Here is a 15938-nt window from a genome sequence, read left to right as displayed (position 1 = left end):
CTCCACCCTTTTTTCACTTTGAATAGTCATCAAAACTTTCTTCGGTGACATTTCTAGCCTCTTTTTTACATCGACCGGTCATTTGATTAGGCAAAAAAGAGCTGCGGAAGCAGCTCTTTAGTTTAAACCATTACTTTACAAATATCATTCGTAAATTCGACAGGATCCTGGATTGGGAGCCCTTCGATTAAAAGTGCCTGATTATAAAGAAGGTTTGTGTATAAAGTTAATTTCTCTTTATCGCTTTCAAAAGCCGACTGTAATGAATGGAATACCTCATGATTCATATTAATTTCTAAAACCTTATCTGCTTTAACATTTTGATTATCTGGCATAGAATTAAGGATTTTTTCCATTTCAATGGTTACTTCCCCATCGGATGATAAACAAACGGGGTGAGTTCTTAATCTTTTTGAAACTCTAACATCCTTTACTTTTCCAGATAAGATCTCTTTCATATAGTCAAAGAGTTCTTTATTTTCATTTACTTCCTTATCCGCATCTTGATTATTTTCATTCTCGTCAATGCCTAAATCTGCGCTCGACACAGACCTAAACTCTTTCTCTTTATAGGTCATAAGCATTTTTATAGCAAACTCATCAATATCATCAGTGAAGTATAGAATTTCATAGCCCTTTTCTGCCACTAACTCTGCTTGTGGGAGCTTCGCAATTCTCTCGTTCGATTCTCCAGATGCATAATAGATATATTTTTGGTCTTCAGGCATTCTGGATACATATTCATCTAATGTAACTAACTTCTTTTCCTTTGAAGAATAGAACATTAATAAATCTTGTAAAACCTCTTTATGCGTTCCAAAATCACTATATACGCCAAACTTTAACTGTTTGCCAAAAGATTGATAAAACGTTTCGTATTTTTCTCTTTCATTTTTCAGCAAGCTTTGCAGATCGCTTTTAATCTTTTTATTTATGTTTTTCGCAATGAGCTTTAACTGACGATCATGCTGCAAGATCTCTCTCGAAATATTCAGTGATAAATCCTCAGAGTCCACCATTCCTTTAACAAACCCAAAATAGTCTGGAAGTAAATCTGCGCATTTATTCATGATTAATACGCCATTGGAATATAACTCCAGCCCCTTTTCATATTCTTTAGAATAATAATCAAAAGGTATTTTCTCTGGAATGTACAGAATCGCATTATATCTGATGGCACCGTCAGCACTGATGTGAATGTGCTTCAGCGGCTTGTCAAATCCATAATGTTTTTCGTGATAAAAAGAGGTGTAATCCCCTTCGGTTAATTCATTCTTGTTCTTTCTCCAAATCGGAACCATGCTATTAATAATTTGTTCTTCTGTATAATCTTCTAATTCATTGTCACTGCCTTCTTTTGCTCTTTTTCCTGTAATATCCATTTTGATCGGGTAGCGAATAAAATCAGAGTATTTTTTAATAATAGCTTTTAAGCGATATTCATCAAGATACTCATCATAAGTATCTTCTTTATGATTTTCTTTTATTTTTAAAATAATTTCAGTGCCTACCTGTTCTTTTTCACTTGGGACGATTGTGTATCCATCCGCACCTTCGGATTCCCACTTGTATGCTTGATCACTGCCTAAAGCTTTACTAATAACAGTTACAACATCTGCGACCATAAAGGCAGCATAAAATCCAACTCCGAATTGACCAATAATATCATGGCCGTCTTTAAGTTCATTTTCTTTTTTAAAAGCTAAAGAACCACTTTTGGCAATGATCCCGAGATTGGTTTCTAATTCTTCCTTCGTCATTCCGATTCCGGTATCAAAAATAGTTAAGGTTCTATTCTCTTTTTTAGGAACAACTTTTATGTAGTAGTCTTCTTTGTTAAAGCTTAAATTTTCATCTGTAAGTGCTTTGTAATATATTTTGTCAATTGCATCACTTGCATTTGAAATCAACTCTCGCAAGAATACTTCCTTTTGAGAATAGATGGAGTTGATCATCATTTCTAAGAGCCTTTTCGATTCTGCTTGAAATTGTATTTTTTCCATTATGTCCTCTCCTTCCAATACTTTACATCTGATATGAATAGCCAAATTAGCACTCTTCCTATCAGAGTGCTAAACCACTAACAATTAAATACCATATCCTCTTTTTCTTGTCAATTGAACTATCTTCAATTCATGGTAAAATAAATATTACTAACGTAATTAGAAGATTTTTCTATATTTTATATAAAGGAGAGTTTGCTAAAGATGAAACAATGGACACATGAAGTGGAAATAGAAGCCCCTATCGAAAGAATATGGAATCTCCTTAATGGCTCATTAGAGAATATGCAAAAAATCATGCCCAATGTAATTGAACACACACCAATAAAGATTACGGATGAAGGGGTCGGAAGTGTTTACCGTCAAAAGTATAAAGAAGGAAAACGAATCGAAGAGTATGATGTTAAAACTTTAGAGTATTTGGACTCACCTACGTATAAAAAGCTAAAAGTAGGATTCGTATTGGCAAACATGTTCGACATAACAGCTTTTTATGAATTAATTCATATTAGTGATGAAAAAACTTTATTTAAATACACAGCTACCAATCGACCATTAAAATGGTTTGTCAAATTACTATTGCTACTATCAAACAAAAAGGTAGTAGTAGAATTTTCGGATAGGGTCAAGCAAATCGCTGAATCTGAAGCTTAATAGTTAAAGGAGGCAGTGGGAAAATTGATTAATCTTTGGTTAAAGGAATCTAAATATACAGTGGTTTTTTCAGGGGCAGGGATGTCAACCGAAAGTGGATTGCCTGATTTCCGGTCTTCTAAAGAAGGAATGTGGAACAAGAAAGATCCGAAAAAGATTGCCAGCGTAAAATCACTCAATGATAATGTAGACGAATTCACTGAATTTTATCGTGAGCGAGTACTTGGGGTAAAAGAGTATCAGCCGCATAAAGGACATTATATATTAGCTGATTGGGAAAAACGCGGGATCATTCAATCAATTATTACTCAGAATGTCGATGGTTTTCACCAGCTCGCAGGGAACAAGAAAGTTGCTGAGCTTCACGGCACATTACAGCAATTACACTGCCAGTCTTGCGGGAAAAAATATAGCAGCGGGGAATACATAAATGAAGCCTATTCTTGCCGATGCGGCGGGTTGCTGCGTCCATCCATAGTATTATTCGGCGAATCATTGCCTGAAGCTGCATTTCAACTTGCTCTGGTGGAAGCGGAGAAGGCGGAGCTGTTTATCGTTCTTGGCTCTTCCCTAACGGTTTCACCAGCTAATCAATTTCCATTGATTGCAAAAGAAAATGGGGCAAAATTAGTCATTGTGAATATGGAGCCTACAGATTTTGATTTTTATGCTGATGAGGTCATAAATAGCAAGAAAATAGGAATGTGGCTGAGTGAACTTGATGGAGAATTGAAGAATTGACCGAAATAATGCTCAAATGTGATTGGTGAAAACCATTCCATTGCCTATTCTTTTGTGATCGTTTTTCAACCTGAAGAGGTAAAATCAATGAACCTTAAGATGTTCTAATTATTATATTTATCTAATTAAATAAGTTTAGAAAAGTCAAAGGGCTGTTCATTTTATAAACAAAACAGCCCTAACTTTGATTAATGTCATTCGATGCCGATTTTTATTATTAATACATCTTATTTAAACCAGCCCATTCGCCATAGAACAAATAGCAAGGTAGATCCGACTAATAGCATAACACCAAGTATTCCGAAATAGCCCCATTTCCAAGTGAGTTCTGGCATGTATTCGAAGTTCATCCCATAAATGCTGGCAATAAAAGTTAAAGGAATAAAAATGGAAGACATAACTGTCAGGGTTTTCATGATATTATTCATTCGGTCTGAATTTAGTGAGATATAACTGTCTCGAATATCATTCGTCATTTCACGATTAGATTCTATCATTTCCGAAAGTTTTAGCAAATGATCATAAATATCCATGAAATACATTCTCTCATCCTTTGGAATTATAACCCTTTCAGAATTTAAAATTCGATATAATAATTCACGCATTGGAAAAATCGTCCTTCGAAGCTTTAACAATTTGCTTCGTATTTCAAATACATCATTCATTAAATCTTTCTTTGCATCTTTTAATTCAATCTCATTTAGCTCATCCTCGATTTTATAAACGGCCGGAAAATACTCATCAACTATTTTATCCATCAATTGATAAAATAAATGTAAAGCCCCTTTTTTATAATGTAAATCATTCGCTAATAACTTTTGTCTTACGATAGTTATTTCAGACGAAGGAGTTAAATGAAAGGTGACGATAAAGTTTTTTCCTACAAACACATCCACTTCTTCTGGCAGAAGGGTATGCTGATTTAATGTGTGGATGACATAAAAGTCATAACCCTCATAGTAATCAAGCTTCGGTCGCTGCAGTAAATGCAAGCAATCATCTATCGCTAATGGATGGAAGCTAAAATGAGTCTTAAGAAGATTCGTTTCTTCTTCAGTTGGAGATTCAAAGTCTATCCAAAACCATTTTATATTGTCTTGAAATAATTGCTCAATGGGCAGATTCTCTGCAAGCTGAAAGTCACTCGTTATCGAAAAAGATCGGATCATATGGATAAAATCCTCCTAACACGAATAGTTTGCTCGGGATGTGAATGAAACATGCCTATACTCATGTCAAAATGATCAGAGAATAACTCGGACACCTATTGCAACATTTTTTATGCTTGTGATATTAATGGATGCTTAATGTTTTCCGGAAATTTATTGTTCTGGGCTTCTCTTACAAAAAGCATTTCACTTCCGTTATAAATTTCCCTATCAAAAAGGATACCTTGATAATCTGGAGTATAGTAAAAAACTACTTTATATGTACCCTTAGCTGTTATTTTTGAAAGTATTTCTTCGATCTTTATTTCCTTTTTGCTAATGATGTCAAAAATATTTATCTCGCTATCTTCTTGTTGATAGATCAGTATAATATTCTCATCTTCCAGATAATAAATATCATTATGAAAGACATTTAAACAGTAAAACATCAGGAGTTCTGATGTGTTGATTGTTCCAAATTTTTGAGAAACAGAATCTCTGTCAGTTGCGAAGTGATAGATAAATTGGAGATCATCTTGATTATTTCCATCCAAGTTGCGCATTCTGGCCTGTTCAAAATGTGCATTTGTAAACTCCATTGAATATAACACCTCTTGAACAGGACGAAAACCGAACTTAGGATAAAAATTTAAAACAGTATGATTAGCCAATAANNTATTCTTTTAAAATTTGGTTCATTAAATTTCCCGAAAGCCCACGATTGCGATAATCTGGATGGGTCATAACCGTACCAATTTGAAGAGCTCTTTTTCTTTCACCATTAATAATCAACTCGATGCGATTAATCGATACATTTGCAACAATTTGATCACCATCTGCGAATGAGTAAGGGATATACTTTTCCGTCCAAAATCCGTTTTCATACCAGCTGTCAAAGTTTATTCCGAACACCTCAACAGCCAAATTGAAAAAACTTTTTCTTAGCTGATCATTAGCTTGATAATCTTTTACAAATACTAGATCTTTCAAAGAATTTCCTCTTTCCTACAGTATTACTCAAAAGAAAAAAGAATAGGAAAAATCCCTAATTCTTATTTTCCATTTTATAGTATCCTGTTTTTTCTTATAAGTCTTTCTTTTTCACTTCTTTCATCAAATAATCAACAAATATATCATCTCTTACAAGCCAGGCTGCATAATTTCTTTTTAAGTAACTTTCGGCTTCTTCAAAGCTTGAATAGTTCTGATTCATTTTTTTATTATTATGTTCAATACTCCATATTTGATCATCGTTTGTATATAAAAGGAATAAATCTTCCGTTCGATTTTGATAAAGAGTTCCAAAAGGGGATTGTTTCACATTATAGCGATTCTGCTTCGAATCCTCTCTTAGTGGCTCTAATTGAAATGTCTCTGCAGCAAACTGTCGGTAAGCCTTGTCAGTTAAAGAACAGCCCGATGCTTTTGCATGACCGCCTCCTCCATATTGTCCAGCCACTTCAGAAACATCTACATGATCATGGATCGTTCTGAATCCAAGACGTTTTCCTCCGATATTTATGATCGCAATATAATCAAGATGGGGATATTCTTTTCCTAATTCATTCCCCAGCTCGGAATGGTAAGATTCTGCATAAACAATGCCGGCAAAATATTTTCCAATTTTCGTTTGGACCAACTCTCGCCTTTTCCGGCGTATGTAGCGTTCAATCTTAACTTCTTCCATATCAAGAATCTTTTGTTCAAACTCATCAAAGCGAAAATGATCACTTGTTTTGAGCCGGCCAATCATTTTTTCTTCAAATTCCTCAATAGAAACTAGAAAAAAAAGTGCATTCAGCCGCTGAGCCTGCTGATTATTATTCTTTTCCCATTCCCACGTATCATATTGCCTTATAAGCTCCACAAATTCAGTAATAGCTTCCGATCGGTTTAACAACTGCTTGGAAACAAGGTATTCATAAAGTAAGGATGTAGCAGAAGTTAACTTTCCTTCTTCATCCTCAACAATGACATGTCCCCAATCATAATCGTTGTAATGCAGAGACGTTTTATGATGATCCAGCAGCTGTAACTTCCCGCCCGAGTGGTAAAACTCATCAAGTCTACCTTCATTTTCTTTACTTACGGATAAATCTGTAATAAATAGAAATGTTTCCTTGCTATCGTTTTCTAAAAACCATTCCACTTCACGGTCTAGACCCGATACGGAATTGTAGCGAACCTTTACTTGCTTATCAAATGCAAGCTTCGCCAATATTCCACATCCAACCCCGTCCAAGTCATTATGTGATAATAGTTTGTACATGATCCTCACCTCTGAACGTAGTATGGTTTGCATTTGGAAAAATTATAAATAATTATTAATTTCTTTAGTAATCAAGTCTATTATTTCCTCATAATAAGATTGTTCATGCGGAACAAAGTCTTTTCTCCTTACCTGCTTCTGAACGGTTATTTTTTTTCCAAACTGATTAATTTCGAAACCTTCTATCGTAATTTCATCACACTCTCGTAGCAAAAGCCTTGAAAAGTCTTGAAATTCAACTTTAACAATTCCTGCTACTTCTTCTTTTTGCAAAATGTACTCATTAATAGAAAATCGACTCTTATATAAAAAAACATGTGCAATTTCATTATCAATAAATTCATCTCTAGTATGGCTGTATTTAATAATACCTAAAGGAACCAACTCATTATATGTGACGTTAATCCCTAATTCCTCTTTTATTTCCCGAACACCATCTTGAATTGTTTCCTGTGCTAAAATATGCCCAGCTGCTGTAATATCTAAATAATTGGGATAATCTTTCTTTAACGCACTTCTTTTTTGCAGATAAATATAATGTACCCCATCATCTTCACTTATGAACCAACAATGAAATGTTTCATGCCAATATCCTGCTCGATGTACTTCCTCCCGTGAGGCAACTCCTATAGGATTTCTTTGTTGATCAAATATGTTTAGTAATTCTTGTTCCATCTCTTTCTCCTTAGCCTAGGTTTCTTTACCTGAATTTTCCTACTAAAATGATTATATCTATTAATTTAGAAACATTACATTAATTTCCCTTAGATATAAATAAATTAAACACTAATTTTCCCTAACTATGATAATATTGGAAAAAAATACATTTTTATAATAATAAGAAAGGTGGATTTACATGAATTATTCTATCCGGACTATGACTCTCGATGATATTCCACAGGTACAAAATGTAGCTAAATCAAGCTGGAATCATACATATGAAGGAATCATCCCAAGAGACATCCAAGATAATTTCTTAAAATCGGCTTATAACGATGAAATGATGAAAAGAAGATTAGAGCATTCCTATTTGTATGTTGCTGAAATAGAGGGCGCAATTGTAGGTTTTGCCAATTATTCTACTATTAAGGAGCATGGAGAGGTTGAGCTTGGCGCCATTTATCTTTTGCCAGAATATCAAGGAAAAGGCATTGGAACAGCTTTGCTCCGTGAAGGGCTTCATCATATTGAAGGAATTAATGAAGTTTATATAAATGTAGAAAGTGATAATCATATTGGCAGAAATTTTTACGATGCCAAAGGTTTTACAGTAGTATCTGAATTTGATGACAACTTTGACGGTCATATTTTGAAAACCGTTCGAATGGTTCTAAAAAAACTAGATTGAGATATGATTTTTTTAAAAAAAGCTCGCCTTTTTAGCGAGCTTTTTCACGATACTAATTTCAACCCAATTGCTGCACCAAGAACCATGCTAATAAATAATAGCCTTTTCCACCCCTTTTGCTCACCATACAACACAATACCCAAAATGGCTCCACCAGAAGCTCCAATTCCAGTCCAGATGGCGTAGGCTGTTCCCATCGGCAATTCCTCCATAGCGAGGGCTAGAAAAAGAAAGCTTGCTCCGAAACCGATAAGCAGCATGATAAGTGACTGCCAATTACGATTTTTGTGCAGGCTGTTGATCATCAGAACACCTATCATTTCAAATATCCCTGCTAAGATGAGATAAACCCAACTCATGATGCAGCCTCTCCTTTCGAATCAGTTTCTTCTTCATTCGTAACAAGCTTAAGCCCAATGACTCCCGCTAATAAAATTAGGACGAGAATAATCTTCGATATTTTTAAAGGCTCATCAAAGAAAATAATTTCTGATAAAACGGTTCCAGCCGTACCCAACCCAACAAAAACGGCATATACCGTACCGACCGGCAATTTCTTTCCTGCCATGATTAGTACATAAAAGCTGACAATGATACAAACAATTGTCCCCGCCCATGTCCAAATATCATAAGCATGCTTAAGACCTATCACCCAAAACACCTCAAAAAATGCGGCAATAAATACCTTTAACCAATTCATGCTGCTTCCCTCCAATACAAATTTCCCCAAGACAAAAAGCCTAAGAGATCGCTGTCAATAAACAGTCATCTCCCAGGCTTTTATCCTTCCGTGGCACAGATATTTCTGTGAGTTTTCTCTCGGACCAGGCCAGTTATCTGCGGAACCCTAGAAAACATTTTTATTAATTTCCTTATATTATATAAGAAACGAAACGATGTGCAAGCGGAACTAATTGCTATTTTGAGCTTTATATTCACGCCAAATTCCTTCTATCTCCATTATTCTCTGCTTTTCTTATACTTTTAATCTCCATTGTTAATAAATAAAGTTCCACTTCCAAGCTAGGAATCCTATAAAAATGAACCCCCCTATACCTAGTCCAATGGAAAGAAGAATCTGTATCCAAAAAACCTCATTCTCCCTTTCCTCCCAATATTTTTCAATAATATTTGTTTTGATTTCTTCGTATTCATATAGATGCCACCATTTTCTAAAGCTTAATTGATACGTCTTTAATTCCTTTTCTCCTCCCCAAGGATTGCTCACTTTTATAATTGTTTGATCTTCTAGATGAAATTGATGCAAATCCGAAAAATCAAATCCCTCCTCTGTAAAGGTAATGGATAAACGATTTAATTCCGAGCGTACACGTTCAACAACAATATTTTTAGATGTTTGTTTAATCACTAAGACTTGCCCTGTCACAAATAATCTATATAAAATGATGGCGAAAACGATCAATAAGCTGATAATAAGGGGATAAAGAAAATTCTCGTCAAAGATGAATTGGCTGGAGAGAACCGTTTGAAAGATGAAAAATGAAAAGGTGTACATAGCCTCCAACTTTGACTTAGCTGAGATTCCTCGATATTTATATACCCTGAAAGCCTCATAGAAACTTAATAGTGATGCAAATAATCCAGAAATAATAAGAAAAATATGCATATAATCATACATAATTAAAACTCCTTGAAATTTGTTAATATACTAATTTCTCAGTTTCCAAACCATCCCGATTTTACCACATATTTCTATTTAATCATCTCTATTACAATATTTAGGAGTAAATTATTTCTTTCAATCTAAAATTATGCGAAAATAGATTTTAGTCAGTTTGCATATGATATAGAAAGAGCTTGAACGAAGAGAGGTTTTCAATATGTATTGGTGTAAAATAGCTCGCACAGAGAGAGAGTTTTCCGAAATAGCAAAATTAAATTACGAAACCTTTGTTGAAGAGATCCCCCAGCATGAACCTGACGAAAATGGAATTCGTGTGGATCCTTTTCATCATGAAAATAAATATATTATTGTTTTAAAAGATCAAGAGCTTGCTGGTATGATTGCCATCCGTGATCAGCGCCCTTTCTCCTTGGACAAGAAAGTCGGATCTGTAGAGAATCTGCTACATGATGATGCTTTGTCAGGTAAGCTTTGTGAAATTAGACTTCTTGCTGTAAGGAAAGAGCATCGAAATGGAAGGGTATTTTTCATGCTTGTCAGTGCTTTATCTGACTATGCTTATAAACAAGGGTATAGCGCTGCTGTTATTTCAGGAACAATACGTGAGCAGAAGCTTTATAAGCAAATGGGTTTTGAAGCTTTTGCCGATACGGTTGGAACAGAAGATGCCCAGTTCGTCCCTATGGTGTTAACTAGAAGGCAATTCGAGAGGTCTATTGCTGCTAGATTAAAGCAAAAAAGATACTCATTCTATCCGGGACCTGTCGTTTTAAGAGACGATATTCGTAATGCCCTGACTGAAGAGCCAGTCTCCCATCGCTCATACGATTTTTCGATGACGCTTGAAAAAGTACAGCAAATGCTGTTATCCATGAGCAAGTCAGCATATGTTCATTTATTAAATGGCAGCGGAACTCTTGCAAATGAAGCGATGCTTGCACAATTGAAAAGACTTCCTGGAAAAGGACTAATTTTAACAAATGGAGCATTTGGGGACCGATTAGTGAATCAAGCAAACAGATGGGGTCTAACATTTGATTGTTTAAGCTATGAATGGGGCAAGCCCTTCGATGAACGTCAAATTTCTATGAAACTAGAACAATTGAATTATGAATGGGTTTTAATGACGCATGGGGAAACTTCCACTGGAATGCTAAATCAATTAGAAAAGATCCAAGAGCTATGTAAAATACATAATATAAAGCTTTGTCTCGATTGTGTCAGCTCCTTTGGTGCCCTGCCCTTCTCACTTGCAGAGATTTATTTGGCCACTGGGGTTAGCGGGAAAGCGATTGGAACAATGAGCGGGCTTTCGTTTGTTTTCTCAAACCATGAAATTGAAGAAGATTCAACTCTTCCTTCTTATCTAGATTTGGGGTTGTATGCGAATGGTAATATCCCGTTTACCTATTCTTCACAAGTGTTAAAAAGCTTAGAGAGAGCACTAAGATATTATTTAGATGAAGATAGGTATTCCGTTTTGAAAAATTGCTATGAACAAATTCTTTCTGCAGAGAAAAATGAGGAAATGGCCTTTTTAACCCCTAATGGCTATCCGATGATCGTAACATTGAAAGGAGAAGACAGCTGTACAAATATGGCAGAGGATGCTGCACTTTCAGGATTTGATTTACATTATAAAAGCGCTTATTTATCAGAAAGGGCTTGGGTTCAGCTTTCGATTATTCAGCCGGATTTTGAGGAGGCGTGGAAAAAGTTCCGGAAGTGGCATTTGAATTATAAGGAATATCAAAGGAGACAAGGGTAATGTGAAGGTATTTGCCCAACATTCCTGCCAAAAAAAGCCGGCTTCATGTTCGTGTAACAGTTTGAAGTCGGCTTGAATTTTTTTATATTTCCATCTCCAGCATAATCGGACAATGGTCACTGCCCATAACGTCACAGTGAATTTGTGCAGATTTTATTGCATTTTTCATTCTTTCGGAAACGATAAAATAATCGATTCGCCAGCCAATATTCCGTTCTCTTACTTTAGCCATATAAGACCACCATGTATAGGCACCCTCTGCATCTGGATAGACGTATCTAAAGGAATCAACAAAGCCAGAATCAAGCAAGCGAGTCATTTTATTTCTCTCCTCTGTTGTAAAGCCAGAGTTGCCATCATTCGATTTTGGATTTTTCAAATCAATTTCGTTATGTGCTACATTCAAGTCTCCACAGTAAATAACCGGTTTTATTTGATCGAGCTCACAAAGATATTGAAGAAGTTCATTTTCCCACTCTAATCGATAGGATAATCGAGCCAAATCTCTTTGTGAATTTGGCGTATATACATTGACCAAGTAAAAAGATTCAAACTCTAACGTAATGATTCTTCCCTCTGGCTCCGTTTCATTTTCTCCTACACCATATTTAACGGAGAGCGGCTTCTTTTTCGTAAAAATTGCCGTACCCGAATAGCCTTTTTTCAGTGCATAATTCCAAAATTGGTGATAGCCTTCAAGTTCAAGGTCGATCTGCCCTTCCTGCAGTTTTGATTCTTGAATACAGAATATATCTGCATCTACTTCATGAAAATAATCTAAAAAGCCTTTTTTCACACAGGCTCGAATTCCATTCACATTCCACGACACAAATTTCATGCTATTATGACTCCTTTTTTAAAAACTCTAGATTAATAGAATATCATGGAACTAGCTTGCATGCTAATTAATAGCGGACAGAGAATACCTTATTACCTTAAAATTCGCATATTCGGCGAATGAATAGGACACAGAATCCGTTATTGATGAAAAACTTGAAGAAAGTAGCCTTCTTTTCATCAAACTATCGTAAAATTAATACGAAAAGTAAGTTTTCAAGGAGGATTTTACAATGGCTGAACACCATTTTCATTTAAAAGCACATTGGCCAGGGCTTAGAAACGATGTGGGAGTAATCGAAGCTGGTCAATTGAAGACAAAGGTTTCCATCCCGCCAGAAATGGATGGTCCTGGAATTGGAACTAACCCGGATGAAATGCTACTTGGAGCCGCTGCAACTTGCTACATCATTACTTTGGCTGCTATGATGGAACGCAGTAAGCTAGAAAAAGTTGATTTGTCAATGGAATCTGTAGGGATAGTTGATGTAACAAAAGGTGTGATCACTTACAAAAAAATCATTCACCGCCCGGTTATCATTCTAAAACGTGAAGCAACAGAAAAAAATGAAGCTTTAGCTCTAAAATTAGCCCAAAAAGCAGAAACTTCCTGTATGATCTCCCGAGCATTAAAAGGTAATGTTGAAATTGAATTAGAGACAACAATCATTAGACAGTAGTGACGTCTATCCTTTGATTTAAAAAACACTTAGTTGACCAATGCGGCTGTGGGGGGCATGTGCTTAGAGTATGAAAAAAGAATCGAACATTTAGGGGTACTAGCGGAATTTATCCAAGGGCAAGTTATTCTCAACTACTATGAAGATGACGATTTCCTATGGAAAAGAGAAGGTTTTCATTTCGACTCAATCCTTGTGACTAATGAACAACTTATCTTTAAACGGAAGGATGGCTTTAAATACACCATTTGTTTACAGGAATATCCGGATTTTTTTATTTATAGTGCTTTTCAGCATTATTTCACACTAAGAAAAACATCAGGCAAATTAGATATTTACTTTCCACATAATTAGAGGAGGGCGAACAGCAACTACTGTTTGCTCTTCTTTTTTTCACTTAATCTAATCTTCGCTGTCGAAATCTCCTAATTCTGCAGAATTCCGTCTTGTTTTGATAGCTTTTGTCATGTTGCAGGAAAAAGGGATAGCCTTTGCTGAATAACTCTTACATAGAAAAATTAACTCGGAAAGGCCTTCCGAAATATTCATAACGACTAAAGACAGAAAGGGATGGAGAACCAATGCCAAATCAATTCGTTAAAGCCTATACGATTAAGGAAGTATCAAAATTGATAAATATACCCCCTGGAACACTGCGGCAATGGGAAAAGGATTTAGATGGACTGCTAGTAATCCCCCGCTCTAAGCAAGGGGCACGATTCTATACGGATGAGGAAATCAAACTACTTGAAACCATTAAGCAGATGCGCAATAAAAACTTAAGTAAGGAAATGATTAAAGATTTAATTTCCCAACATAAGGTTTCGGAATCAGCTTCCGAATCAATCGAAACCTCACTGGCTCCCATTTCGGAAGAAATCCGCAGCAGAGAGGAAGTTCCGGATATATCCATGGTTTATGGAGCAATGGAATCCTTTAGAAATCAGTTAATTGATGATGTCAGAGCGGAAATTCGGACAAGCATTCGCAAAGAAGTTTTGGAAGAGGTAAAGAAAGAAATTTCGAAGGGATCGCTTCACACCGTGAAAAGTCTATCTGACTCCATATATAAATCGAATGAAAAGACGAAGCTTGAAATCCACGAGCTTTCAAATCATATACATAATGCTTCGGAACATACTTCCGAATCGCTCGAAGCTCTATCGAAAAGGGTTACGAAAGCTTCGAAAGGCACTTCCGAACAGCTGCGCTCTTTAGTTCATCGTGTTACAGAATCTTCTGAAGCGGCTTCAGAAGAATTTAAGACGATGATTCATTATATCTCAAGTTCTGCCGAGGTTACGCATACGGAGATTAGTGCGTTAATTGAAACTCTGAACACTGATAGAGAAATCTACATTGAAACGATTACGCGCGAACGAGAGCAATATTGGGAAGATGTCCATCAGCGGGAAATGATGTTTCAAGATTTAATCGTCAGCTTCCGAAAAGCTGCAGCTGCTGCAGAGAAAATTGAAAAACCATGGTGGAAGTTTTGGGGTTAACAAAAATCTGCAGCTTTTGATGAATTCTCTATTTCCGTCTAAATCAATGAGATATTTGGACAGGATTTGGGTAAACAACTGAAGCCTGTCCAGTAAACCTAGTTATTTGGACAGGTTTTGCATAAAACACTGAAACCCGTCCAGTAAACCTCATTATTTGGACAGGTTTTGGGTAAAACGATGAAACCTGTCCAGTAAATCACATTATTTGGACAAGTTTTTGATCAAGCACCGAAACCTGTCCGGTAAACCTGATTATTTGGAAAGTTTTATAGCATTTCCTAACTACTGCATCAAATCTACCTTTATTTCATATTCGTCCCGTAAAAAATCTCGTCCATTTCAATTGTGAGTTTCTCTGTGATTTCGTTTACTTCCTCAGCACTTAGTGTGTCCTTCGTGTATCCAAAGAGGTAATTATTCAAATCGAAATCTCGAATACGGCATTTTGTATGGAAAATATGTGACTGATAAATATTGACATCAATCATGTCAAATTCATTTTTGATTTCCTCAGGGATGTAGTTTTGGATCGAGCTTATATTATGATCAATAAAAAGCTTTTGTCCATCTTTATCCCTTGTAAATCCGCGAACGCGGAAATCAATTGTCATAATATCTGTATCAAAAGAATGAATTAAGAAATTTAATGCCTTCAAAGGAGATATTTCCCCACATGTAGATACGTCAATATCTGCCCGAAATGTGCTAATTCCTTCAGAAGGGTGATATTCAGGATATGTATGAACAGTGATATGGCTTTTATCAAGCTGCATTACAACCGATTCCGGCAATGGTCCAGGTGATTCTGAATAGGATTCAATCGGAACCTCAACAACTGGGCCTTCAGAAACAAGTAAAGTTACACTTGCACCTTGAGGAACAAAGTCTTGTTGGGCAATATTCAATACATGAGCTCCAATGATGTCTGAAACATTCTTAAGGATTTTGGTTAGCCTTTCGGCGCTATATTCTTCGTCAATGTACTCTATGTAAGCCTCTCGCTCTTCCTTCGTTCTTGTATAACAAATATCATACATATTGAAACTTAACGATTTTGTTAAGTTATTAAATCCATGCAGTTCAACTCGTTCATCCGGAGTTAAGCTCAAAATCCATTCCCCCTTATTAATTATGAAACATTGTAAATATTGTTATATTGCCCAACATCACTTCCATCCATTAGTTTTTATAAAACAAAACCGTGCCATTTCATTTCCAAAATTAACTAAGTACATTTTATTTTATTAATTATTTTTTAAATTTTATAATGAATGGGTAATAATTGTGATAGCATGAGATTCACCTGTAAAATTGAGAGCAGACGGATGGTGAAACAT

General features: G+C 35.7%; 18 protein-coding genes and 1 riboswitch. Of the genes, 7 read left to right on the top strand and 11 right to left on the bottom strand.

Features of this window, described 5'->3' with window-relative positions:
• Positions 1–122 precede the first annotated feature (122 nt).
• Positions 123–2003 carry a molecular chaperone HtpG gene (gene htpG / locus V7122_RS04470; protein WP_335525907.1) on the bottom strand — a complete coding sequence of 627 codons (1881 nt, stop codon included), beginning with the start codon at positions 2001–2003 and terminating at the stop codon, positions 123–125.
• 204 nt (positions 2004–2207) lie between these two features.
• Between htpG and V7122_RS04465 the strand changes: the two genes are divergently transcribed.
• Both V7122_RS04465 and V7122_RS04460 read left to right on the top strand, forming a co-directional pair.
• Positions 2208–2657: an SRPBCC family protein gene (locus V7122_RS04465; RefSeq protein ID WP_335355414.1), complete on the top strand. Its 450-nt coding sequence runs from the start codon at positions 2208–2210 to the stop codon at positions 2655–2657.
• A gap of 24 nt (positions 2658–2681) precedes the next feature.
• Positions 2682–3398: an NAD-dependent protein deacylase gene (locus V7122_RS04460; protein WP_335355415.1), complete on the top strand. Its 717-nt coding sequence runs from the start codon at positions 2682–2684 to the stop codon at positions 3396–3398.
• Positions 3399–3625: 227 nt separating this feature from the next.
• On the opposite strand, the gene corA is transcribed toward V7122_RS04460, so the two are convergent.
• The 5 genes from corA to V7122_RS04435 all read right to left on the bottom strand — a co-directional run bounded on the left by corA (position 3626) and on the right by V7122_RS04435 (position 7490).
• Positions 3626–4567 (bottom strand): magnesium/cobalt transporter CorA, encoded by a 942-nt coding sequence (gene corA, locus V7122_RS04455; RefSeq protein ID WP_335525906.1) that lies wholly within the window; start codon positions 4565–4567, stop codon positions 3626–3628.
• A gap of 110 nt (positions 4568–4677) precedes the next feature.
• Positions 4678–5145 carry a hypothetical protein gene (locus V7122_RS04450; protein WP_335525905.1) on the bottom strand — a complete coding sequence of 156 codons (468 nt, stop codon included), beginning with the start codon at positions 5143–5145 and terminating at the stop codon, positions 4678–4680.
• A 64-nt stretch (positions 5146–5209) separates the two neighbouring features.
• Positions 5210–5458: a GNAT family N-acetyltransferase gene (locus tag V7122_RS04445; protein WP_438824766.1), complete on the bottom strand. Its 249-nt coding sequence runs from the start codon at positions 5456–5458 to the stop codon at positions 5210–5212.
• 172 nt (positions 5459–5630) lie between these two features.
• Positions 5631–6815 (bottom strand): DHH family phosphoesterase, encoded by a 1185-nt coding sequence (locus V7122_RS04440; protein ID WP_335525903.1) that lies wholly within the window; start codon positions 6813–6815, stop codon positions 5631–5633.
• Between the two features lie 42 nt (positions 6816–6857).
• Positions 6858–7490 (bottom strand): NUDIX hydrolase, encoded by a 633-nt coding sequence (locus V7122_RS04435; RefSeq protein WP_335347398.1) that lies wholly within the window; start codon positions 7488–7490, stop codon positions 6858–6860.
• A gap of 181 nt (positions 7491–7671) precedes the next feature.
• Between V7122_RS04435 and V7122_RS04430 the strand changes: the two genes are divergently transcribed.
• A complete protein-coding gene (locus tag V7122_RS04430) occupies positions 7672–8163 on the top strand; it encodes a GNAT family N-acetyltransferase (RefSeq protein WP_335355571.1) in 492 nt (163 codons plus the stop codon).
• Positions 8164–8207: 44 nt separating this feature from the next.
• Here V7122_RS04430 and V7122_RS04425 read toward each other — a convergent pair whose 3' ends face one another.
• The 3 genes from V7122_RS04425 to V7122_RS04415 all read right to left on the bottom strand — a co-directional run bounded on the left by V7122_RS04425 (position 8208) and on the right by V7122_RS04415 (position 9802).
• A complete protein-coding gene (locus tag V7122_RS04425) occupies positions 8208–8522 on the bottom strand; it encodes a DMT family transporter (RefSeq protein ID WP_335355570.1) in 315 nt (104 codons plus the stop codon).
• Positions 8519–8863 (bottom strand): DMT family transporter, encoded by a 345-nt coding sequence (locus V7122_RS04420; protein WP_335355569.1) that lies wholly within the window; start codon positions 8861–8863, stop codon positions 8519–8521. Before V7122_RS04420 ends, V7122_RS04425 begins: the two co-directional genes overlap by 4 nt.
• Before the next feature lie 67 nt (positions 8864–8930).
• Positions 8931–9025: riboswitch (guanidine-I (ykkC/yxkD leader) on the bottom strand.
• Between the two features lie 135 nt (positions 9026–9160).
• Positions 9161–9802, bottom strand: a complete 642-nt coding sequence (locus V7122_RS04415) for a hypothetical protein (RefSeq protein ID WP_335525902.1) — start codon at positions 9800–9802, stop codon at positions 9161–9163.
• 202 nt (positions 9803–10004) lie between these two features.
• Here V7122_RS04415 and V7122_RS04410 point away from each other — a divergent pair, with 202 nt between their 5' ends.
• Positions 10005–11576 (top strand): GNAT family N-acetyltransferase, encoded by a 1572-nt coding sequence (locus V7122_RS04410; protein WP_335355567.1) that lies wholly within the window; start codon positions 10005–10007, stop codon positions 11574–11576.
• 82 nt (positions 11577–11658) lie between these two features.
• Here the strand turns inward: V7122_RS04410 and V7122_RS04405 are convergent, their stop codons facing one another.
• Entirely contained in the window at positions 11659–12414 is a 756-nt protein-coding gene (locus tag V7122_RS04405) for an exodeoxyribonuclease III (protein ID WP_335355566.1), read from the bottom strand.
• A 232-nt stretch (positions 12415–12646) separates the two neighbouring features.
• Here V7122_RS04405 and V7122_RS04400 point away from each other — a divergent pair, with 232 nt between their 5' ends.
• The 3 genes from V7122_RS04400 (at position 12647) to V7122_RS04390 (ending at position 14598) form a co-directional block, all read left to right on the top strand.
• Positions 12647–13093, top strand: a complete 447-nt coding sequence (locus V7122_RS04400) for an OsmC family protein (RefSeq protein WP_335348439.1) — start codon at positions 12647–12649, stop codon at positions 13091–13093.
• Between the two features lie 57 nt (positions 13094–13150).
• Positions 13151–13447, top strand: a complete 297-nt coding sequence (locus V7122_RS04395) for a hypothetical protein (RefSeq protein ID WP_335525901.1) — start codon at positions 13151–13153, stop codon at positions 13445–13447.
• Positions 13448–13674: 227 nt separating this feature from the next.
• Positions 13675–14598, top strand: a complete 924-nt coding sequence (locus tag V7122_RS04390; RefSeq protein ID WP_335525900.1) for a MerR family transcriptional regulator — start codon at positions 13675–13677, stop codon at positions 14596–14598.
• Positions 14599–14903: 305 nt separating this feature from the next.
• On the opposite strand, the gene speD is transcribed toward V7122_RS04390, so the two are convergent.
• Positions 14904–15710: an adenosylmethionine decarboxylase gene (gene speD / locus V7122_RS04385; RefSeq protein ID WP_335525899.1), complete on the bottom strand. Its 807-nt coding sequence runs from the start codon at positions 15708–15710 to the stop codon at positions 14904–14906.
• Positions 15711–15938 lie beyond the last annotated feature (228 nt).

It is taken from the genome of Bacillus sp. JJ1532 (assembly GCF_036965085.1).
Taxonomy (GTDB): Bacteria; Bacillota; Bacilli; order Bacillales; family Cytobacillaceae; genus Cytobacillus.
The sequence above is the reverse complement of the archived record's forward strand: the minus strand, read 5'-3'. Positions and strand labels throughout refer to the sequence as shown.